Source organism: Actinacidiphila alni, assembly GCF_900112845.1.
Taxonomy (GTDB): domain Bacteria; phylum Actinomycetota; class Actinomycetes; order Streptomycetales; family Streptomycetaceae; genus Actinacidiphila; species Actinacidiphila alni.
In genome coordinates this window covers 162,432-187,480 of sequence record NZ_FONG01000011.1, presented here as the reverse complement: position 1 = coordinate 187,480, position 25,049 = coordinate 162,432, and the positions used below count along the sequence as shown (strand labels likewise).

The 25,049-nt window shown below is 72.3% G+C and carries 20 protein-coding genes; 12 read left to right on the top strand and 8 right to left on the bottom strand.

From position 1 onward, the window contains the following. Positions 1-139: 139 nt before the first annotated feature. Entirely contained in the window at positions 140-868 is a 729-nt protein-coding gene (locus tag BM076_RS19970; protein WP_093714986.1) for an amino acid kinase family protein, read from the bottom strand. A gap of 224 nt (positions 869-1,092) precedes the next feature. Here BM076_RS19970 and pflB point away from each other — a divergent pair, with 224 nt between their 5' ends. The 5 genes from pflB (at position 1,093) to ppdK (ending at position 8,828) form a co-directional block, all read left to right on the top strand. Further along, positions 1,093-3,354 (top strand): formate C-acetyltransferase, encoded by a 2,262-nt coding sequence (gene pflB / locus BM076_RS19965; protein WP_093714985.1) that lies wholly within the window; start codon positions 1,093-1,095, stop codon positions 3,352-3,354. Between the two features lie 4 nt (positions 3,355-3,358). Then, on the top strand, positions 3,359-4,090 hold the full coding sequence (gene pflA, locus BM076_RS19960; protein WP_093714984.1) for a pyruvate formate-lyase-activating protein: 732 nt from the start codon (positions 3,359-3,361) through the stop codon (positions 4,088-4,090). A 119-nt stretch (positions 4,091-4,209) separates the two neighbouring features. Beyond that, positions 4,210-5,082 (top strand): universal stress protein, encoded by an 873-nt coding sequence (locus BM076_RS19955; RefSeq protein ID WP_093714983.1) that lies wholly within the window; start codon positions 4,210-4,212, stop codon positions 5,080-5,082. 73 nt (positions 5,083-5,155) lie between these two features. Further along, positions 5,156-6,166 carry a zinc-dependent alcohol dehydrogenase gene (locus BM076_RS19950; RefSeq protein WP_093714982.1) on the top strand — a complete coding sequence of 337 codons (1,011 nt, stop codon included), beginning with the start codon at positions 5,156-5,158 and terminating at the stop codon, positions 6,164-6,166. A 25-nt stretch (positions 6,167-6,191) separates the two neighbouring features. After that, a complete protein-coding gene (gene ppdK / locus BM076_RS19945; RefSeq protein WP_093714981.1) occupies positions 6,192-8,828 on the top strand; it encodes a pyruvate, phosphate dikinase in 2,637 nt (878 codons plus the stop codon). 61 nt (positions 8,829-8,889) lie between these two features. Here the strand turns inward: ppdK and BM076_RS19940 are convergent, their stop codons facing one another. From BM076_RS19940 to BM076_RS19930, 3 genes are all read right to left on the bottom strand, one after another. After that, the gene (locus tag BM076_RS19940) at positions 8,890-10,398 is read right to left on the bottom strand and encodes an ATP-binding SpoIIE family protein phosphatase (protein ID WP_322936015.1); all 1,509 of its coding nucleotides are present in this window, start codon (positions 10,396-10,398) and stop codon (positions 8,890-8,892) included. A 251-nt stretch (positions 10,399-10,649) separates the two neighbouring features. Continuing rightward, positions 10,650-11,522 carry a universal stress protein gene (locus BM076_RS19935; RefSeq protein WP_245796160.1) on the bottom strand — a complete coding sequence of 291 codons (873 nt, stop codon included), beginning with the start codon at positions 11,520-11,522 and terminating at the stop codon, positions 10,650-10,652. Positions 11,523-11,656: 134 nt separating this feature from the next. After that, positions 11,657-13,096 (bottom strand): MFS transporter, encoded by a 1,440-nt coding sequence (locus BM076_RS19930; protein WP_093714978.1) that lies wholly within the window; start codon positions 13,094-13,096, stop codon positions 11,657-11,659. Positions 13,097-13,247: 151 nt separating this feature from the next. On the opposite strand from BM076_RS19930, the gene BM076_RS19925 reads away from it, so the two are divergent. Then, complete coding sequence (locus BM076_RS19925) at positions 13,248-13,814, top strand: TetR/AcrR family transcriptional regulator (RefSeq protein WP_093714977.1); 567 nt, start codon at positions 13,248-13,250, stop codon at positions 13,812-13,814. Between the two features lie 51 nt (positions 13,815-13,865). Here BM076_RS19925 and BM076_RS19920 read toward each other — a convergent pair whose 3' ends face one another. Continuing rightward, entirely contained in the window at positions 13,866-14,474 is a 609-nt protein-coding gene (locus tag BM076_RS19920) for a TetR/AcrR family transcriptional regulator (protein ID WP_093714976.1), read from the bottom strand. 111 nt (positions 14,475-14,585) lie between these two features. Between BM076_RS19920 and BM076_RS19915 the strand changes: the two genes are divergently transcribed. Beyond that, complete coding sequence (locus tag BM076_RS19915) at positions 14,586-15,743, top strand: epoxide hydrolase family protein (protein WP_093714975.1); 1,158 nt, start codon at positions 14,586-14,588, stop codon at positions 15,741-15,743. Positions 15,744-15,876: 133 nt separating this feature from the next. On the opposite strand, the gene BM076_RS19910 is transcribed toward BM076_RS19915, so the two are convergent. Beyond that, positions 15,877-17,571: a galactose-binding domain-containing protein gene (locus tag BM076_RS19910; RefSeq protein ID WP_093714974.1), complete on the bottom strand. Its 1,695-nt coding sequence runs from the start codon at positions 17,569-17,571 to the stop codon at positions 15,877-15,879. A gap of 225 nt (positions 17,572-17,796) precedes the next feature. Here BM076_RS19910 and BM076_RS19905 point away from each other — a divergent pair, with 225 nt between their 5' ends. Together BM076_RS19905 and BM076_RS19900 are read left to right on the top strand one after the other, a co-directional pair. Further along, positions 17,797-18,003, top strand: coding sequence for a helix-turn-helix domain-containing protein (locus BM076_RS19905; protein WP_143120600.1), 207 nt, complete (start codon positions 17,797-17,799; stop codon positions 18,001-18,003). A gap of 146 nt (positions 18,004-18,149) precedes the next feature. Then, entirely contained in the window at positions 18,150-19,415 is a 1,266-nt protein-coding gene (locus BM076_RS19900; protein ID WP_322936013.1) for a L,D-transpeptidase, read from the top strand. Between the two features lie 73 nt (positions 19,416-19,488). Here BM076_RS19900 and BM076_RS19895 read toward each other — a convergent pair whose 3' ends face one another. Further along, positions 19,489-20,238 (bottom strand): DUF3152 domain-containing protein, encoded by a 750-nt coding sequence (locus BM076_RS19895; RefSeq protein WP_245796167.1) that lies wholly within the window; start codon positions 20,236-20,238, stop codon positions 19,489-19,491. 350 nt (positions 20,239-20,588) lie between these two features. Between BM076_RS19895 and BM076_RS19890 the strand changes: the two genes are divergently transcribed. The 3 genes from BM076_RS19890 to BM076_RS19880 are packed head-to-tail and all read left to right on the top strand — an operon-like array spanning position 20,589 to position 23,463. Further along, positions 20,589-21,290, top strand: a complete 702-nt coding sequence (locus BM076_RS19890) for a response regulator transcription factor (RefSeq protein WP_093714971.1) — start codon at positions 20,589-20,591, stop codon at positions 21,288-21,290. Continuing rightward, positions 21,287-22,789 (top strand): ATP-binding protein, encoded by a 1,503-nt coding sequence (locus BM076_RS19885; RefSeq protein ID WP_093714970.1) that lies wholly within the window; start codon positions 21,287-21,289, stop codon positions 22,787-22,789. The genes BM076_RS19890 and BM076_RS19885 overlap by 4 nt, the downstream gene beginning before the upstream one ends. Then, entirely contained in the window at positions 22,786-23,463 is a 678-nt protein-coding gene (locus BM076_RS19880; RefSeq protein WP_245796159.1) for a hypothetical protein, read from the top strand. Before BM076_RS19885 ends, BM076_RS19880 begins: the two co-directional genes overlap by 4 nt. Before the next feature lie 64 nt (positions 23,464-23,527). Here BM076_RS19880 and glpK read toward each other — a convergent pair whose 3' ends face one another. Beyond that, complete coding sequence (glpK, locus tag BM076_RS19875) at positions 23,528-25,045, bottom strand: glycerol kinase GlpK (protein WP_093714969.1); 1,518 nt, start codon at positions 25,043-25,045, stop codon at positions 23,528-23,530. Positions 25,046-25,049: the final 4 nt, after the last annotated feature.

Sequence of the window (25,049 nt, the reverse complement as noted above, 5' to 3'; positions counted from 1 at the left end):
GCGTCCCGCGGGAACCCGGCTCGGATTCGTCTCCACGATCCGGCGGTCCGCGGGCGGCGCGCTGGGGCTGGTCGGGGTGGGAGAAGGGGGCCGACCGGCCCTGTCGGACGCATGCGTCCGGCGCCGGCGGGCCTGCCGTTCAGTCGGCGGCCGGCAGCGAGGCGGGCGCGGGCCGGATCAGGGTGCCGGTGGTGCCGAGCAGGATGCCGAGCGCGTTGTCGACCGGACCGACGGCCGCGAGTTCCCCGGTGCGGGTGACGAAGTCGGCGGCGACCGCGGCGCGGGCGATCACCGCTTCCGGCAGGCGCGTACCGGACAGCTCGTCCGGCGTCAGCCGCAGCAGCGGCCGGGGGCGGCCGTGACCGGACTCGGCGAACAGATGCGTGGCGCTGGTGAGGAACAGCAGGATGTCCGCGTCGAGTTCGACGGCCAGCAGCGCCGCGGTGCGGTCCGGGTCGACCGTGACCGGCACGGTGCGCAGCCGGGCCGTGCCGCGCTCGCGCACGACGGGAATGCCGCCGCCGCAGACCACGACGGTGCCGTCGGCCAGCAGTTCGCGGACGACCTGGGCCTCGGGCACGGCCTGGGGGCGCACGAGGGGCCGGTCCGGCCGGTGCACCAGCGGGTCATGGGCGCCGACCTGGGCGTGGGTGACGAGCGCGACCACGGTACGGCCCGCGAGCAGCGCGTCCAGGGCGCGCACCAGCCGGGAACCCGTCGCGGCCTGCGTCTCGACGGGGCCGCCGTGGACGACGACGATCTCGTGGCCCGCCTGCGGGAGTTCGGCGAGCGAGGCGGCGGCCAGGTCGACGGCGATGTCGTCGCCCTCGGTGAACGTGTCGGTGTCGATGCTGACGACGATGCGCATACGGGATCTCCTCGGGACGGGCGGGACTCCCGGGGGCGCGTATCGCCGTGGCGTCCCGCCACGGTCCACGGTCCCGCCCGCGCGCCCGGCCGTCGTGGGGCCCGAAGGCCCTGCAAGAGGGCCGGTCGGCCCATCCGCGGGCGTCCGACGGCCCTGCCGCCGCGGAGGCGGCCGCAGCAGGATCGAGGTGACGGTTACCGGCTCGGTGAGAGGGATGACCTGTGATGACCGTGACCTCAGGATTTCGCGTCGACGCCGCGGCGGACCCGTGGCGCGCCCTGCGCGGACAGCGGTGGCGCGACCAGGTCGACGTCCGCGACTTCATTCAGGCCAACTACACGCCGTACGAAGGCGACAGCGCCTTCCTGACCGGGCCGACCGCCCGTACGGCCGCGGTGTGGTCGAAGGTCGCGGCGCTGTTCCCCGAGGAACGCCGCCGGGGCATCCTCGACGTCGACGCGGCCACCCCGTCCACCATCACCTCGCACAAGCCGGGCTGGATCGACCGCGACCGCGAACTGATCGTCGGCCTCCAGACCGACGCGCCGCTCAAGCGGGCCATCATGCCGGGCGGCGGCCTGCGGATGGTGGAGAACGGCCTGCGGGCGTACGGCTACGAGCCCGACCCCTTCGTCACGCGCGTCTTCGGCACCTACCGCAAGACCCACAACGACGGGGTCTTCGACGCCTACACCCCCGAAATGCGCCGCGCCCGCAAGGCCGGCGTGATCACCGGGCTGCCCGACGCGTACGGCCGCGGCCGGATCATCGGCGACTACCGCCGTGTCGCGCTCTACGGCACCGCCCGCCTCACCGAGGCCAAGCGGGCCGAGCGCGCCCGGCTGGACGAGGCGCCGTCCACGGCCGACGTGATCCGCGACCGGGAGGAACTGGCCGAACAGATCCGCGCGCTCGGCGAGTTGACGGAGATGGCCGCCACCTACGGCTGCGACGTGACCCGGCCCGCCGGCACCGCGCGCGAGGCGGTGCAGTGGCTCTACCTCGGCTATCTGGCCGCGGTGAAGGAGCAGAACGGCGCGGCGATGTCGCTGGGCCGGACCTCCACCTTCCTGGACGTCTACCTCCAGCGCGACCTCGACGCCGGACTCCTCGACGAGAGCGGGGCGCAGGAGCTGATCGACGACTTCGTGATCAAGCTGCGGATCGTCCGCTTCCTGCGCACCCCCGAGTACGACGCGCTGTTCTCCGGCGACCCGACGTGGGTGACCGAGTCCATCGGCGGGATCGGCGAGGACGGCCGGCCGCTGGTCACCAGGACGTCCTTCCGCTTCCTCCAGACGCTGTACAACCTCGGCCCGGCTCCCGAGCCCAATCTGACGGTGCTCTGGTCGCCCCGGCTGCCCGACGGCTTCAAGCGCTTCTGCGCCCAGGTCTCCATCGACACCAGCTCCATCCAGTACGAGTCCGACGAGCTGATGCGGCCCCGCACCGGGGACGACACCGCGATCGCGTGCTGCGTCTCGGCGATGGCGGTCGGCGAGCAGATGCAGTTCTTCGGTGCCCGGGTCAATCTCGCCAAGGCCCTGCTGTACGCGATCAACGGCGGCCGGGACGAAATGACGGGTGATCAAATCGCCCCCGCCGCACCTCCGTTGACCGGCGACTACCTCAACTACGAGGAGCTGTCGGCCGCGTACGACCGCACGCTCGACTGGCTCGCCGCCACATACGTCAACGCGCTCAACGTCATCCACTTCATGCACGACAAGTACGCCTACGAGCGGCTGGAGATGGCGCTGCACGACTATCCGGTGCACCGCTTCATGGCCTGCGGCATCGCGGGCCTGTCGGTGGCCGCCGACAGCCTGTCGGCCGTGAAGTACGGCCGGGTGAAGGTGATCAGGGACGCCACCGGCCTCGCCGTGGACTACGAGACCGACGGCGACTGGCCCGCGTACGGCAACAACGACGACCGCGCCGACGCCATCGCGACCGGCCTCGTCGACTCGTTCATGGCCAAGATCGCGCGGCACCCGACCTACCGGAACGCCGAGCACACCCAGTCGGTGCTCACCATCACCTCCAACGTGGTCTACGGCAAGCACACCGGCAACACCCCCGACGGGCGCCGCGCCGGACAGCCCTTCGCGCCGGGCGCCAACCCGATGAACGGCCGCGACCGGCACGGCATGGCCGCGTCCGCGCTGTCGGTGGCGAAGATCCCGTACGACCGGGCCCGGGACGGCATCTCGCTGACGTCCACCATCACGCCGGAAGGGCTCGGCCACGACCCGGCCGTACGGGCGGGCAATCTGGTCGGCATCCTCGACGCGTACACCGCCGCCGGCGGCTTCCACCTCAATGTCAACGTCCTGGACCGGGCCACCCTCGAGGACGCCATGGCACACCCCGAGACGTACCCGGACCTGACCATCCGGGTCTCCGGATACGCCGTCAACTTCGTGCGCCTCACGCGCGAGCAGCAGCTCGACGTCATCAGCCGCACCTTCCACGGTTCGCGGTGACCCGATGACGACCACCGGCCGCACGCACTCCTGGGACCTGTCCACCGGCGTGGACGGGCCCGGGACCCGGTTCGTGCTGTTCCTCAGCGGCTGCCCGCTGAGATGCCTGTACTGCGCCAACCCCGACACCTGGCACATGCGCGACGGCCGGCAGGTCACCGCCGACGAGGTCATGGCGGAGATCGCGACCTACCGCCCCTTCCTGGAGACCGCCGGGGGCGGGGTGACGGTGACCGGCGGCGAGCCGCTGCTCCAGCCCGCCTTCACCGCCGAGATCCTCCACCGCTGCCGTGAACTCGGCCTGCACACCGCCCTGGACACCTCGGGCTTCCTGGGCGCGCGGGCCACCGACGCGATGCTGGCCGACACGAGTCTGGTCCTGCTGGACATCAAGTCCTTCGACATCGCGACCTACCGCCGCCTCACCGGCGGCGCACTGTCACCGACGCTCGGCTTCGCCACCCGCCTGGACCGCCTCGGGGTGCCCGTCCGTATCCGCTACGTCCTCGTCCCCGGCTGGACCGACGACGAGGCGGCGGTCGACGGCCTGGCCGCCTTCGCCGCGGGACTCGGCAATGTCGAAGCCGTCGACATCCTGCCCTTCCACAAGCTCGGCGCCCCCAAGTACGAGGCCCTGGGCCTGCCGTTCCCGCTGCGCGACACGCCGGTGCCCGACGCCGCGCTCGTCGAGCGCGTCCGACGGCAGTTCCGCGACCGCGGTCTGACCGCGGTGTGACGGCCACGCCGGCGGGCGCGGGGGCGGGGCCGGTCGGCCCCCGGGAAGGGCCCGGCGGCCTCTGCGCCGCGGTCACCACAAAGCTCAGCCTGGAGAGGGACAACCAAGGAGGTGGCGTCATGACCCGTACGGTCGTGGCCGGTGTGGACGGCTCACGGGAGAGCGTGGCCGCGGCCGACTGGGCCGCCCGCGAGGCGCTGCTGCGCGGGCTGCCGCTGCGGCTGGTGCACGCCTGGGAGTGGCCGCCCTACGACGACGGCTCCGCGAGCGGGACGGCGTCGGCCGATCCGCAGCGGCACTGGGCCGAGCGGATACCGCGCGAGGCCCGGTCCGCGCTGCTGGCGCGCTACCCGGGGCTGACGGTCACGGCTGACCAGATCGCCGCCGCCCCGGCCGCGGCGCTGCTGTCCGCGGTGGCCGACGCCGAGCTGCTGGTGCTCGGTTCGCACGGCAGGAGCGGCGTCGAGCACCTGCTGGCCGGGTCCGTGGCACTGGCGGTCGTGGCGCGCGCGACCCGGCCCGTGGTCCTCGTCCGGGCCGGGACGACGGCGAAGGACGGGCCGTACGGCGACGTCGTCCTCGGTCTCGACCTGGTCCGGCCCAGCGAAGCCGTGCTCGGCTTCGCCTTCGACGCCGCGGCCCGCCGCGGGGCCGTGCTCCATGTCGTGCACGGCTGGAATCCGCCGTCGGCGTACGGCTACGCGCCGGCCGCCGTCGCCCCCGATCTGGGCGCCGAAATGGCCGGCTACGAGAGCGACGCGCTCGCTCGGGCGCTGGCGCCCTGGCGGGAGAAGTTCCCCGAGCTGGACATCGTGCCCGAGGCCGTGATCGGCTCCGCGGCCGGCCATCTCGTCGAGGCCGCGTCCGACGCGTCGCTGGTGGTGCTCGGCCGCCGGCCCCGCCCCATCGCCCCGGGCCCGCGCATCGGCTCCGTGTCCCGTGCCGTACTGCACCGGGTCACGGCTCCGGTCGCCGTCGTCCCGCACGAGTGAACCCACGGGCGACCGCACGCGGCTGCGCCGGATTCCCCTTCCACAGGACCGAATTCCCCAAGGAGGCATCGTCATGAAAGCCGCTGTTGTCCGCGCCTTCGGTGAACCGCTGGTCATCGAGGAGCGTCCCGATCCCGAACCCGGCCCGGGCCAGGTACTGATCCGGGTGGAGGCGTCCGGGCTGTGCCACACCGACATCCACGCCGCCCACGGGGACTGGCCCGTCAAGCCTCGGCCGCCGTTCGTGCCCGGCCACGAAGGTGTCGGCGTCGTCGAGCGGCTCGGCGAGGGGGTCGAGCGCCTGGCGGTCGGTCAGCGCGTCGCCGTGCCGTGGCTCGGCAGCGCGTGCGGGCGGTGCGAGCACTGTCTGTCGGGCTGGGAGACCCTCTGCGAGAGCCAGGTCAACACCGGCTACGGCTGTGACGGCGGCTTCGCCGAGAAGATGCTCGCGCGGGCGGACTTCGCCCAGGCCGTGCCGGACGGCATCACCCCGAGCGACGCGGCGCCGCTGACCTGCGCCGGCGTCACCACCTACAAGGCGCTCAAGGTCGCCGGTGTCCGGCCGTCCCAACTCGTCGCGATCTCCGGCGTCGGCGGCCTCGGCCACCTCGCCGTGCAGTACGCGAAGATCGCCGGTGCCACCGTCGCCGCGATCGACGTCACCGACGAGAAGCTCGAACTCGCCTCGGCGCTCGGCGCCGACCTGCTGATCGACGCCCGCAAGGACGACCCGGCGGAGGTCCTCAAGCGGCACGGCGGCGCCCACGCCGCGATCGCGCTGGCCGTCAACGAGTCGGCCTTCGTCGCCGCGTACGGAGGTCTGCGCCGCGGCGGCAAGCTCGTGATGGTCGCGCTGCCCGCCCACGGCACCATCGCCGTGCCGATCTTCGACACCGTACTGAACGGCACCTCGGTCATCGGCTCCATCGTCGGCACCCGCCAGGACCTCGCCGAGGTCTACCGGTTGCACGCCGCCGGCCGTACCCGCGTCATCCGGCAGACCCGTCCGCTCGACTCGGTCAACGAGTCGATCGACGAGGTCCTGCGCGCACAGATTCCGGCCCGGATCGTCTTCGAGATGTGAGCTTGGAGAGGTGGGAGGACCCGTCATGGCCCGCTACGTGTACGAATTCGCCGACGGCGGCCGGGAGATGGCCGGCCTTCTCGGCGGCAAGGGCGCCAACCTCGCCGAGATGACCCGGCTCGGTCTGCCGGTGCCGCCCGGGTTCACCGTCACCACCGAGGCGTGCCGGGCCTATCTGGCCTCCGGAACCGTGCCCGACGGTCTCGACGACGAGGTGGCGGAGCATCTGCGGGCGCTGGAGGAGCGGATGGGACGACGGCTCGGCCGGCCCGAGGACCCGCTGCTGGTGTCGGTGCGCTCCGGGGGCCGGTTCTCGATGCCCGGCATGATGGAGACCGTCCTGGACATCGGGCTCAACGACGCCTCCGTGCTCGGCCTGGCCCGGATGTCCGGGCGGGAGCACTTCGCCTGGGACTCCTACCGGCGCCTGATCCAGATGTTCGGCACCACGGTGATGGGCGTGGACGGCGACCTCTTCGGGAAGGCCCTCGCCCAGCACCCCGATCCCGGTGAACTCCCGCTGGTCGTCGCCGAGTTCAAAGCCGTCGTGCGCGAGGCGACCGGCGAGGACTTCCCGCAGGACCCCGCGGACCAGCTGCGTCGGGCGATCCGGGCCGTCTTCGCGTCCTGGAACGGCGAGCGGGCCCGCCTCTACCGCCGCCGTGAGCACATTCCCGACGACCTCGGCACCGCCGTCACGGTGCAGGCCATGGTCTACGGCAACCTCGGCCGCGACTCCGGCAGCGGCGTCGCCTTCACCCGCGATCCGGCCACCGGCCGGCCCGGCGTCTACGGCGACTACCTGCCCGACGCCCAAGGAGAGGATGTCGTCGCCGGAGTGCGCAACGCCCTGCCGCTCCAGGACCTGGAGTGGCTGGACCCCACCGCCTACATGGAACTGCGCGACTACATGCGCATCCTGGAGGAGCACTACCGGGACCTGTGCGACATCGAGTTCACGATCGAGCGCCGCAAACTGTGGATGCTCCAGACCCGGGTCGGCAAGCGCACCGCCGAGGCCGCCTTCCGGGTCGCCGCACAGCTCGCCGACGACGGGACGCTCACCGAGAACGAAGCCCTGGGCCGGGTCGACGGGCGGCAGCTCGCCCAGCTGATGTTCCCGCGCTTCGACGACACCGCGGCAGGACCGCCGCTGGCCCGCGGCATCCCCGCTTCGCCGGGCGCGGCCGTCGGAGCCGTGGTGTTCGACTCCGCCGAGGCGGTCCGCCGGGCGGCCGCGGGGGAGAAGGCCGTCCTCGTACGGCGCGAGACCACCCCCGACGACCTGCCCGGCATGGTCGCCGCGCAGGCGGTCCTCACCAGCCGCGGCGGCAAGACCAGCCACGCGGCCGTGGTGGCAAGGGGTATGGGCAAGACCTGCGTCTGCGGGGCCGAAGCGATCACGGTCGACCCGCGGGCCCGGCACTTCACCCTCGCCGACGGGACGGTCGTCGAGGAGGGCACGGTCGTATCCGTCGACGGCACGGCCGGTACCGTCCACCTGGGCGAGCTGCCGCTCGCGCCGTCGACCGTGATGCGGTACTTCGAGACCGGCGAGTGCCGGTCCGAGCTGTCACGGGCCGTCGACCGCTTCATGCGGCGCGCCGACGCGCTGCGCCGGATGGAGGTCAGGGCCAACGCCGACACCCCCGAGGACGCCGAGCGGGCGCGCCGCTTCGGTGCGCGCGGCATCGGCCTGTGCCGTACCGAGCACATGTTCCTCGGCGAACGGCGCCCACTGGTCGAGACGATGATCCTCGCGGAGAACGACGCCGAGCGGGAACGGGCGCTGGCCGCGCTGCTGCCGCTGCAGCGCACCGACTTCACAGGCATCCTCGCCGCGATGGACGGACTGCCCGTCACCATCCGGCTGCTGGACCCGCCGCTGCACGAATTCCTCCCGGACCGCACCGAGCTGGCCGTCCGGATCGCCACGGCCCGGGCCCTGGGACAGCACCCCGACCCCCATGACGTACGGCTCCTGGCGGCCGTCGAGCGCACGCACGAGCAGAATCCGATGCTCGGCCTGCGCGGCGTACGGCTCGGCCTGACCGTGCCGGGCCTCACCGCGATGCAGGTGCGCGCGATCGGGGAAGCGGTGGCGGAACGCAAGCGGGCCGGCGGCGACCCGCGCGCGGAGATCATGGTGCCGCTCACGGCGGCGGTCCGCGAACTGCGGATCGTCCGCGCGGAGGTCGAGCAGGTGCTCGCCGACGTGTCCAGCGAGACCGGCGTGGACATCAACTGCCCGATCGGCACGATGATCGAGCTGCCGCGGGCCGCCCTCACCGCGGGCGCCATCGCGGAAACGGCCGACTTCTTCTCCTTCGGCACCAACGACCTCACCCAGACCACCTGGGGCTTCTCCCGCGACGACGTCGAGGCCGCCTTCTTCACCACCTACCTCGACCGGCGCATCTTCGCCGCCTCACCCTTCGAGAGTCTCGACGAGGACGGCGTGGGCCGCCTCCTGAGCCTCGCCGTCACCGAGGGCCGCGCCGCCCACCCCGGCCTGACCACCGGCGTCTGCGGCGAACACGGCGGCGACCCCGACTCCCTCCACTTCTTCCACCGGGCCGGCATCGACTACGTCTCCTGCTCACCCTTCCGCGTCCCGGTCGCCCGTCTTGAGGCGGGCCGCGCGGCCCTCGCGGACCAGTAGGGACCGGGCATCCGGATCAGGTACGTCCCGCGGTGTCCGGTGACGGTGACGGTGACGGTGCCTACGACGGCGATCGCGGAGCGGGGACGGAGAACCACACGGCCTTCCCCTCCGCGGTCGGCACCGTTCCCCAGGCCGACGCCAGGGCGTCCACCAGCAACAGGCCGCGGCCCGACTCCTCGTCGGCGGCCGTCATCCTGGGCCGCGGCTGCACCGGGCTGCCGTCGCCCACTTCGACGCTCAGCTCATTGCCCGCCCGGCGCAGCCGGAGCCGCAGCGGCCCGCCGGCGTGACGTACGGCGTTGGACAGCAACTCGGACGCCAACAGGCATACGGTGTCGGCGAGTTCCGACTCGTCCCAGGCCGACAGGGCGCTGCGCAGAAACTGCCGCCCGATGCCGACACTCGCCGGCTCGGCGGCGAGGGACATGGATACCGCGGGAACGGGCGTCCGTGGAATACGGACCAGCAGGAGCGTCACGTCGTCGCCGTAGTCCTCCGGCCCGGGAAGGAGGGAGGCCAGAACGCGGTCGGCGGCGACTTCCAGGGGCGCGCCGTCCGCCACGGCCTTCTCCAGCGCCGTGGTGAGGGCGTCGACCTGCACTTCGATGTCGCTGTGCGGGGTTTCCACCAGGCCGTCGGTGTAGAGGGCCAGGACGGCGCCGGGCGAGACGGACAACGTGGTCTGCTGGTGCGGCACTTCGCCGACCCCGAGGGGCACGCTGACATCGACCGGCAGTCGCACCGCGCTGCCGTCGGGCTCGACCAGGAGTACCGGCAGATGACCGGCCGAGCACACCGTCGCCTCGCCCGCGTCCTGGTCGAGCACCAGATAGCAGCACGTCACAAGCTGGTCGGGAAGTTCGCAGACCACGGCGTCCAGGGCACGCATCAGCTGCCAGGGCGGCATCCCCGTCTTGGCCAGGGCGTGCGAGGCGGAGCGGAGCTGGCCCATGACGGCGGCGGCCTCCAGGCCGCGGCCCATCACGTCACCGATCAGTACGCCGATCCTGCCGCCGCCCAGCGCGATCCGGTCGAACCAGTCGCCCCCGACACCGGCGCCCTGCCGGGCCGGGAAGTACCGGCTGGCCGTGTCCACGCCCGGCACCGGCGCCGGCGAGCCCATCAGGCTGCGCTGGAGCGTGAGCGCCACGTGGCGCTGTTCCTCGTAGAGCTCGGCGAGTCGTGCCTCGGCGGCCTTGCGTTCGCTCACGTCCCGGATGGCGGCGGACACCAAGGTGCCGTCGAACGTGGCCAGCGGGCTCAGGCTGATCTCGACGGGGAATTCCCGCCCGTCGCGGTGGAGTCCGTACAGTTCCAGGCCCGCGCCCATCGGGCGCACCTGCCGGTTGGCGGCGTACCCGAGGCGGTGGGCGGGATGCTGCCCGCGGAACCGCTCGGGCACGAGTATCTCGATCGTCCGGCCGAGCAGATCCTTGCGCGGATGGCCGAACAGCGCCTCGGTCTGCGCGTTGACCAGACGGATCACTCCGACATCGTCGACGATCACCATCGCGTCGGGCGCGGCTTCGAGGAGCGCACGAAAGGGCTCTTCGGCCGTGGTTCTCATGGTCCGTCTCCCCGGAGCCGTAGCAGCGTGGGTGCACATCCCAGCACGGAACGGACGGCCGTTGGCCCGTTTGTCGCTGTGTGTCCGGATCCGATCGCTTACGAGCGGTCTGCCGCCGCCCGCACCTCCGGAGTGTGCGCGTCGGCGGACGGCGCATCCGCCGTCCCGGTCCCGGACCGGAACAGGAACGGGACGTCGAGACCGGCCTCGACGCTGGTCTGCCGACCTTGCGGGCCGAGTGCATTGGCGTGTCAGGGCTCGGGAACGATGATCACGGGGCAGGGCGCGTGGTGCAGTACCGCGTGGTTGACGGGGCCCAGGTGCATGCCGAACAGGCCGTTGCGGCGGCGGGCGCCGACCACGAGGACATCCGCGTCGGCGGCGGCGCCGAGCAGGGCTTCGCGTGCGGAACCCTCGAACGGGTCGCGACGTACGGAGACTCCTGGGTGCTTGTCCGACGGCACACGCAGCGCCTCGTCGAGACGCTGTTCGGCGGCGTGCAGGTGTGGGTCGGGTACGCGACCTTGCGTCACGGGCATGTCGGGCAGGTCGAATGCCGGGTAGCGCCAGGCGCGGACGGCGTGGAGTGTGCTGTCGCGGAGTTCCGCCTCGCGGAAGGCGAATTCGACGGCTGCTTCGTTGCTGTCGTCGTCCCCCACGCCGACGACCACCCGCCGGAAGGTGTCGGTGCTGTCCGGCCGTGCGCCGCGCACGACGACGACAGGACACTCCGCGCGTGCCGCCACCGTCAGGCTGACGGAACCGAGCAGCATTCCGGCCAGGTCGCCCCGGCCGCGGTGGCCGGTGACCACCGCGAAGGCGCCGCGGCCCGCTTCTGTCAGGGCGGTCTCGGGGTCCTGGGCCAGGACGTCCGCCGTGATCTCCAGCCCCGGGGCGCGGCGCCGGGCACGCTCCGCCGCGTCGGCGAGGACCCGTTCCGTGCGGACCCGGGCGGGACCGCGGCCCGCGCCAAGGCCCGGGGCCGAGCCTTCGTACCGTTCCCAGAGATACGCGTGGAGCACGCGCAGCGGCACGTTCTGACGGACGGCCTCGTCCACCGCCCAGTCCACGGCGTGCCGACTTGATTCCGATCCGTCCACACCGACCACCAGAGGAGACCTCACCGATCCCACCACCTTCCGCTGCCGACCGGAGCCCGCGATCCGGTCTCCGCCCCTTCAGCCTGCGGCGGCGGGCCATCCCCCGTCCTGGGGCCGAACGGCCTTCACGCGCGCTGAGCGGCCCCGCGGCCGCGGACCTAGGGCGCCTCACTGGCGGCGGTGGCCGCGGGGCGTGGGGGTGCCGCGGAGGCGCGCGGGGGCTTTGTCAGGCACAGGGCGGTGAAGGCGGCGGTGGTCAGGGTGATGGCGCCGGCCACGAGGAAGGCGCTGCTGAGGCCGGCCCCGAAGGAGGCGCCGTCGGACTGGCGGGTGCGGACGACGGCGCCGAGCAGGGCCACGCCGAGGACCGCGCCGATCTGCCGTGTGGTGCTGCTGATGCCCGAGGCGAGGCCGCCTTCCTGGGGGCTGACGGCTTGGATCGCGGCGCCCGTCAGGGGGGACATGGCCAGGGCGAAGCCGCTGCCGACGAGTGTGAGCCGCCACCACACGGCGGCGTAGGCGGTGTCGGCGTGCACCAGGCCGAGCGTCAGCAGGCCGAGTCCGGCCAGGGCCAGGCCGGCGGTGACCACGCGGCGGAAGCCGTGCCGGGCGGCGAGCCGGCCCGCGTACGGGCTGACGACCACCATGGCGAGGGAGACCGGCAGGGTCTGGAGTCCGGCGCGCAGGATCGAGCTGCCCTGGACGTACACGAAGAACTGGGAGAAGAAGAACGACGAGCCCATGAGTGCGAACCCCACCACGACCATCGCGGTGTTGGACACGGTGAACAGGCGCTGCCGGAAGAGTCGCAGCGGCAGCATCGGGGCGGCGCGGCGCGCTTCGACGGCGACGAAGGCGGCGAGCAGGACCACCGCGGCGGCGAAGCTGCCGAGGATCACCGGTGAGGTCCAGCCGCGGGCGCCGCCCTCGATCAGGCCGTAGGTCAGCACCCCCACCCCCAGGACGGACAGCGCGGTGCCCGGGACGTCGATCGCGGGGGCGGCGGGATTGCGGGACTCGCCGAGCCGGCGCAGGCCGACCAGCAGCAGGACCACGCCGATCGGCAGATTGACCAGGAAGACGGCGGGCCAGCCGAAGGCGTCCGTCAGTACGCCGCCGGCCACGGGGCCCGCGGCCAGGCCGATCCCGCTGAGGCCGGCCCACAGCCCGATCGCCTTCATCCGTTCCCGCGGTGCGGGATGGGCGGCGGCGAGCAGCGCGAGCGAGGCGGGGCTCAGCGCCGCGGCCCCGATGCCCTGGAGCACCCGTCCGGCGATCAGCCAGCCGAGCGAGGGCGCGACGGCGCACAGCAGCGACGAGGCGGTGAACACCGCCACACCGGTCAGATACACCCGCTTGCGGCCGAACCGGTCGGCGAAGATGCCGCCGGACAGCAGCAGCATGGCGACCAGCAGGACGTACGCGTCGACGATCCATTGCAGACCGGTGAGTTGGGTGTGCAGCCGGCGCTGCATGTCGGGCAGCGCGGCACCGACGATCGTGTTGTCGAGCAGGACCATGAACTGGCCCAGGCAGGTCACCGTGAGCAGCGAGGCCCGGTGCGGTCGACTGTCTGCGGTCGCCTGCGGTGCGGCCATGGGATCCCCCTGGATCGGTCGTCGCGCCCGCCGCGGTCGACCCGTGGCGCGGCGTGCACCTCGAAGAGCTAACGCAGTCGGTGACTGCGTTAGGCGACTATAAGCAGCGGCGGATCGCAAACGCAACCGTCGACTGCGTTAAGGTGACGGGATGGACGAGCGAGAGCGGACCCGGCGGCCCGGCGGGCGCAGCGCCCGCGTCGGCGCGCAGGTGCACCAGGCCGTGACCGACCTGATCGGTGAGCGCGGCTACGGCAACTTCACCGTCGGCGACGTCGCGGCCCGCGCGAAGGTGGCCGACAGCAGCATCTACCGCCGGTGGGGCAGCCTGGAGGCGCTGCTCGGCGACGTGGCGCTCACCCGGCTCAACGCGCAGTCGCCGATGCCCGACACCGGGAGCCTCGCCGGCGACCTCCGTACCTACGCGGCCCAAGTGGCCCGCGAGATCACCGGACCCGACGGCCCCGCGGTGCTGCATCTGGCCGTCGCCCTGTCGGGCGGCGGTCGGCAGGGCCTGCTGGCCGGCGCCGGCCTTCGCGCCGAACGCACCCGGCAGCTCCAGGCCATGCTCGACCGCGCCCATGACCGCGGCGAGCCCGCGCTCGACGCGCTCGACGTGCTCGACCACATCCTGGCCCCGATGTACATCCGCGTCCTGTTCGGCATCGTCCCGCTCACCCCGGACTACATCGACGGGCTGGTCGACCGGATGCTCTGACCTCGCGGGCGGAACCGGAGGCCGTGGGACCGGGGGTCGCGGGCCCGGAGGCTACAGATCCGGCCCGGCGGGCGGTGCGAGGGCGACGGCGCGCTCCTCGGGTACCCCGAGCATCAGCAGCGTCGTGACCGTCGCCGCGCGGGCGTCGGGGGTGCCGTGCGACCGGGCACTGTCCGCGAGGGCGAAGACGACGCCGTAGGCGGTCTGGCTCAAGGCGGCTGCCGGGAGGTGCCGGGCGAAGACGTGGCTCTCCTGGCCCCGCGCGACGAGGTCGGCGAGGAGGTCGTCGACCGGGCCGAGGAGTCCGTGGATCGCGTCGCCGTATTCGCCGCGGCGCAGTGCCAGCAGGACGCGGTAGCGGTGCGCGACCGGCCAGACGCGGGTGACGAACGCGGCCCATGCCGCGTCCGCTGCCGCGTCGGAGGCGGCGATCCCCGTGAGCACCGCCGTCATCTCGGCGACGGCCCGTTCCGTGAGGGTGCGGATCAGGTCGAGACGTGAGGGGAAGTGGCCGTAGACCGTACGCCGGACGACGCCCGCGGCGGCGGCGACGTCGCCCATTCCGGCGTCCGGGTTCTCGCCCAGTACGTCGAGGGCGACATCGAGGATGCGGTCGCGGGTCTCGCGCATCGCGCGCGTACGGGAGGTCTCGGTGGGCACGGCGCCATCATTGCACACCGCTGTGCAACGACGTACGCTGCACAGCGGTGTGCAATGAGGCGTGGGGCCGGTCGAACCGTGCTCCGACGCCCGGAAGAAGGGAAGTGGGCCATGACCGTACAGACGCCGACCTCGACCCTCGTCCGCCCGTTCACCGTCTCGATCCCCGACGCGGAGATCGACGACGTGAAGCGGCGGCTGGCCGGGACCCGGTGGCCCGATCCGGAAACGGTGGACGACTGGTCGCAAGGAGTCCGCCTGGAGAACGCCAGGTCCCTGATCGACTACTGGCAGCACGGCTACGACTGGCGGCGCCTGGAGTCACGGCTCAATCGCTTCCCGCAGTTCCTGACCCGGATCGATGGGCTGGACATCCACTTCCTGCACGTCAGGTCGGGGAATCCGGGCGCGATGCCGCTGCTGCTCACGCACGGCTGGCCGGGCTCGGTCGTCGAATTCCTCGAACTGATCGGCCCGTTGACCGACCCCGCGCGCTACGGGGGCGATGCCGGCGACGCGTTCGACGTCGTCGTCCCGTCGCTCCCCGGATTCGGCTTCTCCCAGAAACCCACCGGGACCGGATGGGACGTCCCGCGCATCGCGAACGCGTGGGTGGAGCTGATGAAGCGGCTCGGCTACACCAAGTGGGCCGCGCAGGGCGGCGATTGGGGCGCCGTCGTCACTACTGCGCTCGGGGCGATGCGGCCCGAGGGGCTGCTCGGGATTCATCTCAACACGCAGTACGCCTTTCCGGCGCGGATCCCCGACGTCCTGTCGCCGGAAGAGCGCCGCGCGGTGGAGTCGCTCGCCCTCTACACCGGGGTTCTCGGCGGGTCGAACCATCTCCAGGGCACGAAGCCGGAGACCGTCGGCTTCGCCCTGGCGGACTCGCCCGCCGGTCAGGCGGCCTGGATCTACGAGAAGTTCCAGTCCAAGACCGACAACCGCGGGCTCGCCGAGGACGCCATCGGCGTGGACGACATGCTCGACGCGATATCCCTCCACTGGTTCACCAACAGCGCGGCGTCGTCCGGTCGTATCTACTGGGAGAACGCGTCGGCCACCTTCGCCGGGCCGAAGCTGACGCTTCCGGTCGCGGTGACCGTCTTCCCGAAGGACGTCCCGCGCCTGCCGCGGAGCTGGATCGAGGACACCTACAGCGACCTGGTCCACTACGGCGAGGCCGACAAGGGCGGGCACTTCGCGGCCCTGGAACAGCCGGAGATCCTGGTCGACGAGATCCGCACCGGCCTGCGCGGCCTCCGATGACCACCGGCGCCCCGGCGCCGGCGCTCTCGACGGCCGCGCTGAAGACCGGGAGCGAGTCCGACCACGGAGTGTGCGGGTCGACGGTGTGCGCGATGCGGAGGTCGACCCGGTCGAGGACGCCGGGGCGATCGAGTCAGGTGCTGTAGACCTCGAGTTCGGAGAGTTGGGCGGCGGGCCAGCCGGTGTTGGCGGTGATGGTGAGGCGGACGTAGCGGGCGGTGATGGCGGTGGGGAGGGTGATGGTCACCGTGTTTCCGCTGGCGGGGTTGAACGTGTAGTTCTGGGCGGGGAGTTGGGTGGTCAGGGGGATGCTGGTGCCGGCCTGGACGGAGATGGTCTGGGTGCGGGTGGCCCAGGCGGTGGGGGGCGGGAGTTTGAGGACGAGGCGTGTGACGGTGGTGGTGGCGCCGAGGTCGACCTGGAGCCATTGCGGGAAGGCGTTGTTGGCGCTCTCCCAGTAGGTGTCGGCGTTGCCGTCGGTGGTGTTGGCGGAGCCGTAGACCTGGGTGTGACTGCTCTCCGAGGTCGGTTTGCCGAGGGCGAGATTGCCGGAGGGCGGTGTGCCGCCGCCGGGGTTGCCGATCACCGGCTGCGTCGGGCGGGTGGCGGTGAGGGCGATCTGCCCCTTGAGCATGCGGCCGCCGTCGCCGGTCAGCCGTAGGTAATAGTCCGAGGAGCAGGCGGTGCCGTCTTCGTCGAGGGCGAGCATGCCGGAGTTGGCGGGGAGCCAGGCGGTGGATTCGGCGGTTTTGGCGATCTGGTTGCCCTCGTTGTACTCGTCGAACATCGAGATGTAGACGGAGGCGACGCCGGCGCGTTTCATGTTGTAGAACTGCCGCCACATGAAGTCCCCGTGCGCCCGCTGCCGCAGCGAGACGGCCCCGGGCAGCACGCAGGGCTGGTAGTCGATGCCGTGCGCGGCGCATTCGGCCAGGTCCGGGACGGTCGCCACGTTGTAGAAGTTGTCGGCGTCCCCGACGTTCCCGATCCGGCCCACCATCCACGGCGAGAGCATGTCGAAGGCGTGGTAGACATCCCCGAACCCCGGCCGTGAATCACGGTCACCGGTGCGCCACCACGTCGGCACACCCCCGATCACGTAACACCCCTGCCCCTTGAACCAGTTCACGACATCCAGACACGAGGCCGCGTCGAACGGCCGCTGGTTGTCGGCGAAACCGAACCCCCAGATGCACACCACCGGCTTGCCGTTCTGCACCGCATACGCCGACGACGCGGTGTGCGCCCTCATCTTGTTCGTCCAGTCGGCCTTGATCTCCGACTGCATGTTCGTCCAGTCCGAGACGTCGTACATGACGTAGAACTTCCGGCCGTGCGACTCCGCCGCGCTCCGCACCTTCACCGCCATCGCATCCCGCGTCGGACCCTCCCCACCCGTCGGGTTGAACCGCTGGAGAGCGGCGGTGTCGATGCCGTTCTGCTGCATCCACAGGAAATGCGTGTCCACCGTCTGCTGGTCGTACGACGAGAACAGCGTCGCCGGCTGACCATTGCCCAGATTGCCGTACGCGCTCCGGTAGGTGTGCGTGAAGTCGCGGACGTCCGGCCACGCCACGATCGAGGTGTTGGACGGTGACGGCGGCTGGCTGTTGTTCGCGGAGTAGTGCCACCAGGCGTTGATCGGGGCGCCGTCGCCGATACAGGCGAACCAGCCCTGATAGCCGACCGTCACCTTGCCGACCACATCCCCGGGACCGCTCGCGGCCGAAGCGGTCGTCGCCGCCGCGGTCATGCCGATTGCGGCGAGTCCGGCGGCGGCCGAGCCGCCCGCTGCCGCGGTCAGGAACGTACGACGGGACACACCCATCAGGGATCTCCTTCGATCGCCGTCAACTCCCGTGCCCCGCACGGCAGTCGGTGGCCGTGCGACGCGCGGGAGTCCCGATGCGGGGGAGCGTAACCAGTCGATTACATCGCCGCAATACACAAATCAAAATGTGCAAGAAGCTTGTAATCTGACGGAAAAACGAACAGGCCACAAGTGGGCAGGGGGTGCGGCGCGTTGGTGACGTTCGATCGGATCCGTCAGGACATGAGGCGAGCGCGGCGGGAATCAGGACTGGGCTGGCGGGTCTTCGCACGCGAGGCCGGCTTCGCCGAGGCGTATCTGCGGAACGTCGAGAACGGCAACCGGCCGGTGTCCGCCGACGTCGTGGCGGCGTACGACCGGGTCCTGCGCACCGAGGCGGCCTTCACCCGCGCCTTCCTGGACGCGCTCGCCGTACGGCCGTGCCCCTGACCGCCGTACGGGACGGGTGAGGCCGCTGTACGGGACGGCGGGGCCGACGTACCGCGGTGACGGCCGGGTATCAGTTCTGTGGCAACGGGAACCGCCTGCTCGGTCGTACTCTCCTATAGTGCGACCGGCGAGATGGGGAGACTCGATTGATCACGGCAACGGCGGCTGACACCGCCGCTCAGGACAGGCGCGGGCGGCGGGCGGCCAAGGGGCTGCTCGCGCTGGCGCTCGGCGCGGTGCTGCTGGGGGCGAGCGCTTGCAGCGGAAGCGCCGGAGCGTCGACCGGCAAGGACGACGGCAAGGGCGGGAAGGGCTCGGTCGCGGGCGGTGCGACGACCACGCCCGCGGCGCAGGCCGCGGTGGCGATCGCACCGAAGGACGGCGCGACCGGCGTGGACACCACGGGCGCGCTCAAGGTGTCCGCGGCCAAGGGCAAACTGACCAAGGTCACGGTGACCACGTCCGGGGGCGACCCGGTGGACGGCACCATATCGGCGGACGGCGGCAGTTGGACGCCGTCGGGCACGCTGCACACCGCGACGAAGTACAGCGTCTCGGCCACGGCGACGGACTCGGCGGGGCGCAGCACCGTCCAGCAGTCGTCATTCATCACCCTGACCCCGAAGGCCGTCAACTACGGCGTCTTCAACGTGGATCCGGGCGCGACGTACGGCGTGGGCATGGAGGTGTCGATCCGCTTCAACAAGCCGGTCGCCGACCAGGCCGCCACCCACAAGGGCATCACCGTGACGTCGACCCCGGCCGTGGACGTCAAGGGGCACTGGTTCGGCAACCAGCGGATCGACTTCCGGCCCGAGCGGTACTGGGCGCCGGGCACCAAGGTCACCCTGCACCTGAAGCTGAACGGCGTGCAGATGTCGCCCGGTGTGTACGGCCAGCAGGCGAAGGACGTGACCTTCACCATCGGCCGCTCGCAGACGTCGGTGGCGGACAACACCGCCAAGACGCTGAAGATCTACCGTGACGGGAAGTTCTACAAGGAGTATCCGGCCAGCCTCGGCGACCCCGAACACACCACGTACAACGGCAAGATGGTGATCGAGGAGAAGGACCCGGTGGTGGACATGGACTCCCGCACCGTCGGTCTGGGCAACTCGTACCACATCAAGGACGTGCCGCACGGCATGCGGCTTTCGGACTCCGGGACCTTCGCGCACGGCAACTACTGGCGCCCGACCTCGGTCTTCGGCCACGTGAACACCAGCCACGGCTGCGTCGGCCTGCACGACGTCAAGGGCGGCGGCGACCCGAACACGCCCGCGGCCTGGTTCTACAGCCACTCGCTGATCGGTGACGTCGTCGAGGTCGTGCACTCGCCCGACAAGGTCATCGACCCGAGCAACGGCCTCAACGGCTGGAACATGTCCTGGACCACCTGGGTCGCCAACTAGGCCCGTTCCCACGGCGGTTCGCGGCCCCGGAACGCCTCGGCGTTCCGGGGCCGCGGCGTGTGCGCCCACGGGATCACGGCACCGGCGGGCCCGCCAGATAGCGGCCGTGCGCGTCGTACGGCCACGCGTTGGCCACGCAGCCGTGCAGCCCGTCGATCTGCTGCATCATCGCCGGCGCGGGCAGTCCGGGGCCCGGGCAGCCCTCGTGGCCGTGGCCGATCCGGTGGCCCACCTCGTGGTTGATGATCAGCGCGCGGTAGTCGTGCAGCGGGCCGGGGAATTCCGGTGAACCCGTCTGCCAGCGCTTGAGGTTCACCACCACCTGGTCCCCGACGTCGCAGTTGACCTCGCCGTGCGTGTGCAGCCCGGCCGCGCCGCAGATCCGGTCCACGGTGTCCGGGCTCGCGATCTTCACCTCGAAGTCGTACGCGCCGCCCGAGACGAGCTGGAACGCGTCGTGCCCGTCGGCGGTCCAGCTCCGCGGGTCGCCGAGGATGCCCTCGATCTCACGCGCGGCATCGGCGGCCGAGACGCCCGTACCCTGCTCGACCTGGACCTTGTAGCGCCGGAGCGTGCCGTGGCCGACGGAGCCGCCGGACGCCTTCGCGGTGTCGAAGACGCCGTTGCCCGCGGTCACCGAGGACGTGGTGCGCGAGGCGCCGGGAGGCCGGTGCGAGGGGGCGCCGGCCGGCGGCGCCGCGGACCGGGCGGTGGAGACGGGCACCGAGGACCCGCCCGGCCCGCCCGCCCCGTCGGCACCGCTGTCCGCCGACCCGCCGTGCGCCGCCGCCAGCACGGCCCCCGCGACCCCCGCCACCGCCAGAGTGCCGAGCGCCCAGGTCGTACGGCGCCTGCGCCGGCGTCTGCCCTGCGCGCGGGAGCGCCGCGTCGGCGCACCGCGACGGGCGGCCGGGGCACGGACGCGGTCATGAACGTCGGCATGGGTATGGGCACGGGCACGGGCATGAGCATCGGCCGGGATCGGGGCCGCCGCCGGTGTCCGGCTCGTTTCCTGGTGCATGACCGTTCACACTGCGGCCCGCGTGTGATGGCCCTCGGCCCGGACGATGACCAAAGCGTAACCGTGGGCGCTGTATGACCCCTCTGTAACAGCTGCCCGGCGAAAGGCCCGCGTGGGCCGCGCGCCACCGGGTCTCACGCATACTGACCTGCATGCCCCGCGTCCTACTCGTCGAAGACGACCACGCGGTCCGCAAGGGCGTCGAGCTGGCGCTGCGCCACCAGGGACACGACGTCCTCGCCGTCGCGACCGGCGAGGAGGGACTCGACCGGCTCCGCACCTTCCGGCCCGACGTCGTCGTGCTCGACCTCATGCTGCCCGGTATCGGCGGGCTCGACGTCTGCCGCCGGATCCGCGAGCACGACCAGGTGCCGATCATCATCGTGACCGCTCGCGGCGACGACCTGGACGTGGTCGTCGGCCTGGAGGCGGGCGCGGACGACTACGTCGTCAAGCCGGTACGGGCCCGGGTACTGGAGGCCCGGATCCGCGCGGTGCTGCGGCGGATCGGCGCACCGGGCCCGGAGGACACCCGGCCGCGCCCGGAGACGCACGGCGACCTCACCATCGACCGGTCCGGGCTGCTGGTGTACCTGTACGGCGAGCCGGTGCCGCTCGCCCCGTCCGAACTGCGCCTGCTGCTGACCCTGTCCGCCGCGCCGGGCCAGGTGCTCAGCCGCCAGCAGCTCCTGGAAGCGGTCTGGGAGCACAGCTACCACGGCGACATCCGACTGGTGGACGCCTGCGTCAAGCGGCTGCGCGGCAAGCTCGGCACCAATGCGGCGACGGGTGCCGGTACCGGCAGCTGCATCGAGACCGTGCGGGGCTTCGGCTACCGCTTCCGTACGCCGTGACGTCCGTCGTCGCCCGCGCCCTGCTCGCGCTGCGCGGGCTGCGCACCCGCCTGGTGGTGGCCTTCGTACTGGTCGCGGTGGTCAGCGCGCTCAGCACCGGCGCGCTCGCCTTCCGGGAGGCCCGTACCGGCGTGCTCCAGCAGAGCCAGGACGCGGTGATCCGGCAGTTCCGCGACAGTGTCGACGCCGTCGCCCCCGGGATTCCCACGGAGCCCGACCAGCAGGCGATGGACGCCCTGGTCGGGCAGGTCGCGCGGGCCAACCAGTCGCAGCGCTGGCAGGTGCTGGCCACGTACGGGCGGCGCAGGGCCAGTTCCGGCGCGCGGGACGCCTTCGACCGGCTGTCGCCCGAACTGCTCGCGTCGGTCCGGGACCAGCCCTCGGCCGTCTTCCAGCGGGTGAGCGCGGGCGGCGGCCCCGTCCTCGTCGTCGGCCTCCCGGTCGCCTACGGCAACGGGCGCGGCGGCCCGCCCGCCCTGTCCGGCCTGGTCATGTACCTCGTCGTCCCGCAGGACACCGAGCAGGCGTACGTCAAGGCGATGATCACCGCGATCAAGGACGCGGCGCTGTGGGCCGTGGGCCTCGCGGTCGTCCTGGCGCTCTTCGCCGCCCGCGGGGTGCTGCGCCCGGTACGCGCCCTGCGCCGGGCCACCCGGCGGATGGCCGAGGGCCACCTCGACGTACGCCTCGCCGTCAACGGCTCCGACGAACTGGCCGACCTGTCCCGCTCCTTCAACGACACCGCCGCCGCCCTGGAGCGGTCGGTCACCGAACTGCGGCGCCTGGAGGCGCAGGCCCGCCGCTTCGTCGCCGATGTCTCGCACGAGCTGCGCACCCCGCTGGCCGCGATGTCCTCGGTCACCGACGTGCTCGACGAGGGCGCCGGGCGGCTCGACCCGGAGACCGCCACCGCGGTCGGCCTGATCAGCGAGGAGACCGTACGCCTCGCCCGGCTGGTGGAGGACCTGATGGAGGTGTCCCGCTTCGACGCGGGCGCCGCGAAACTCAGCCTGGACGAGATCGACCTCGCCGAATCCGTACGGCGCACCCTCGCCTCGCGCGGCTGGCTCGACCGCGTCCACACCCGGCTCCCCGCGCCGGGCGCGCTGCGCGCCCGGGTCGACCCGCGCCGCCTCGATGTGGTGGTCGCCAATCTCGTCGGCAACGCGCTGCGGCACGGCGCGCCGCCCGTGGTGGTCTCGCTGCACGCGACGGGCGGCGCGCTCGCCGGGGCGCGGGCGGTGATCGAGGTGCGGGACGCGGGGCCCGGCATCCCGCCGGGCGCGCTCCCGCACGTCTTCGAGCGCTTCTACAAGGCGGACACCTCCCGCACCCGCAGCGAGAGCAGCGGCCTCGGGCTGGCGATCACCGCCGAGAACGTGGCGCTGCACGGCGGCCGGATCAGCGCCCGCAATGCCGCCGGCGGCGGCGCGGTCCTCACCGTGGAACTGCCGCTGCACCGCCACGGCGCGGCCGACGGCCCGGGGGAGTCCGCATGAAGCGTCGCGCCTTCGGCGCGCTCCGGCCCGCCCGCCCTGCGGCCGGTGAACCGACGCCCCGCGCCGCGCGCCGGAACCGCCGGAGCAAGGGCCGTGCCACCGGCCCGCCGCTCTGCCTCGTGGCCGGCGCGGCGCTCCTCACCGCGTGCGGTGTGCCGACCTCCGGCGTCATCCAGGCGGGGGAGCCCGCGATGGGGATGCGGCCGGGCGTCAGCGTGTACTTCGTGTCCGACGGCGAACTGCGGGCCGTACCGCGTACGGCGCCCGCCGACGCGGGTCTGCGGACGGCGCTGCGCATCCTGTTCGACGGGCCGGCCGCATCCGGGACGACGACGCTCGGCACCGAACTGCCCCGGCTGTCCGGTGCGCCGACGGTCGCGGTGCACGGCGCCACCGTCGTCGTCGGCCTGCCGCCGGGTGTCGCCCGACTCACCCCGCTGGCCACCGGGCAGCTCGCGTGCACGGTGGCGGCCAACCCGTTGCAGGGACGGCCGTCCGCGGCCGATCCGGTCCCCACCCGGCCCGGCGGCCAGGCCCCCGCGGTCCCCCCGGCCTCGAACGGAGCGGCGTCGCCGCACGTCCCCACCACCCAGGACCCGGGCGGCGCGGTCGCGGAGGTCCGCGTCACCGGCGACGGCTGGAGCGTGTCACGGACCACCGACGACTGCCCGTGAACGGGGGGCGCCCCGCCGGTCCTCCGACCGGCGGGGCGCCCCGCGTTCACGCGGGCGGGAACGGCTACTCGACGTCCACCCAGTCCAGCGTCCGCTCCACCGCCTTCTTCCAGCCCTTGTAGCCCGTGGCGCGCTCCTCGTCGCTCCACTTGGGCTCCCAGCGCTTCGACTCGTGCCAGTTCTCCCGCAGTTCGTCGGTGTCGCGCCAGAAACCGGTGGCCAGGCCCGCCGCGTAGGCCGCGCCCAGCGCGGTGGTCTCGGCGACCACCGGGCGGCTCACCGGCACACCGAGCACGTCCGCCTGGGTCTGCATGCACAGGTCGTTGGCGGTGACACCGCCGTCGACCTTCAGCACGTCCAGGTGCACACCGGAGTCCTGCTCCATCGCCTCGACCACGTCACGGCTCTGGTAGCACATCGACTCCAGCGTGGCCCGGGCCAGGTGACCGTTGGTGTGGTAGCGGGCCAGGCCCACGATGGCGCCGCGCGCGTCGGACCGCCAGTACGGCGCGAACAGACCGGAGAAGGCCGGCACGAAGTAGATGCCGTCACTGCCCTGCACGGTCTTGGCCAGCCGCTCGCTCTCCGCCGCCTCGTTGATCACATGCATCTGGTCGCGCAGCCACTGCACCGCGGACCCCGTCACCGCGATGGAGCCCTCCAGCGCGTAGACGGCCGGCGCGTCACCGAACTTGTACGCCACCGTCGTCAGCAGCCCGTGCTCCGAACGCACCGCCTCCGTACCGGTGTTGAGCAGCAGGAAGTTACCGGTGCCGTAGGTGTTCTTGGCCTCGCCCGGCGCGAAGCAGACCTGGCCGACGGTCGCCGCCTGCTGGTCGCCGAGCACACCCGTGATCGGTACGGGGGCGCTCAGCGGGCGCGAGGTGCGGGTGGTGCCGAACGCCTCGGCGTGCGAGGACGGGTTGATCGTCGGGAGCATCGCGCGCGGGATGTTGAAGATCCCGAGCAGCTCGTCGTCCCAGTCGAGCGTCTCCAGGTCCATCAGCATGGTGCGGCTGGCGTTGGTGACGTCGGTGGCGTGGATACCCCCGTTGGGGCCGCCGGTCAGATTCCACAGCACCCAGGAGTCCGTGGTGCCGAACAGCGCGTGCCCCTGCTCGGCGGCCTCGCGCACTCCGTCCACGTTCTCCAGGATCCACTTGATCTTGCCGCCGGCGAAGTACGTGGCCGGCGGCAGGCCCGCCCGCTGCCGGATCAGGTCGCCGTGGCCGTCCCGCTCCAGCGCCTTGGCGATCGAGTCGGTGCGGGTGTCCTGCCACACGATGGCGTTGCCGTACGGGCGGCCGTTGCGCGGGTCCCACACCACGGTGGTCTCGCGCTGGTTGGTGATGCCGATCGCCGCGAGGTCGGAGGCCGAGATGCCGGCCGACCGCACCGCGTTCTGTATGGCGACGTTGGTCCGCTCCCAGATCTCCACCGGGTCGTGCTCCACCCAGCCCGGCTTGGGCAGGTACTGGGTGTGCTCCAACTGGTGCTTGGCCACTTCGTTCCCGTCGTGGTCGAAGATCATGAAGCGGCTGCTGGTGGTTCCCTGGTCCACCGCGCCGACGAAGTCCGCCATGGTT

What these genes read in the sequence shown, in the direction of transcription:
- BM076_RS19970 (WP_093714986.1), bottom strand. Translation starts at nt 868, where the DNA reads ATGCGCATCGTCGTCAGCATCGACACCGACACGTTCACCGAGGGCGAC.
- pflB (WP_093714985.1), top strand. Translation starts at nt 1,093, where the DNA reads ATGACCGTGACCTCAGGATTTCGCGTCGACGCCGCGGCGGACCCGTGG.
- pflA (WP_093714984.1), top strand. Translation starts at nt 3,359, where the DNA reads ATGACGACCACCGGCCGCACGCACTCCTGGGACCTGTCCACCGGCGTG.
- BM076_RS19955 (WP_093714983.1), top strand. Translation starts at nt 4,210, where the DNA reads ATGACCCGTACGGTCGTGGCCGGTGTGGACGGCTCACGGGAGAGCGTG.
- BM076_RS19950 (WP_093714982.1), top strand. Translation starts at nt 5,156, where the DNA reads ATGAAAGCCGCTGTTGTCCGCGCCTTCGGTGAACCGCTGGTCATCGAG.
- ppdK (WP_093714981.1), top strand. Translation starts at nt 6,192, where the DNA reads ATGGCCCGCTACGTGTACGAATTCGCCGACGGCGGCCGGGAGATGGCC.
- BM076_RS19940 (WP_322936015.1), bottom strand. Translation starts at nt 10,398, where the DNA reads ATGAGAACCACGGCCGAAGAGCCCTTTCGTGCGCTCCTCGAAGCCGCG.
- BM076_RS19930 (WP_093714978.1), bottom strand. Translation starts at nt 13,096, where the DNA reads ATGGCCGCACCGCAGGCGACCGCAGACAGTCGACCGCACCGGGCCTCG.
- BM076_RS19925 (WP_093714977.1), top strand. Translation starts at nt 13,248, where the DNA reads ATGGACGAGCGAGAGCGGACCCGGCGGCCCGGCGGGCGCAGCGCCCGC.
- BM076_RS19915 (WP_093714975.1), top strand. Translation starts at nt 14,586, where the DNA reads ATGACCGTACAGACGCCGACCTCGACCCTCGTCCGCCCGTTCACCGTC.
- BM076_RS19910 (WP_093714974.1), bottom strand. Translation starts at nt 17,571, where the DNA reads ATGGGTGTGTCCCGTCGTACGTTCCTGACCGCGGCAGCGGGCGGCTCG.
- BM076_RS19905 (WP_143120600.1), top strand. Translation starts at nt 17,797, where the DNA reads ATGAGGCGAGCGCGGCGGGAATCAGGACTGGGCTGGCGGGTCTTCGCA.
- BM076_RS19890 (WP_093714971.1), top strand. Translation starts at nt 20,589, where the DNA reads ATGCCCCGCGTCCTACTCGTCGAAGACGACCACGCGGTCCGCAAGGGC.
- BM076_RS19880 (WP_245796159.1), top strand. Translation starts at nt 22,786, where the DNA reads ATGAAGCGTCGCGCCTTCGGCGCGCTCCGGCCCGCCCGCCCTGCGGCC.
- glpK (WP_093714969.1), bottom strand. Translation starts at nt 25,045, where the DNA reads ATGGCGGACTTCGTCGGCGCGGTGGACCAGGGAACCACCAGCAGCCGC.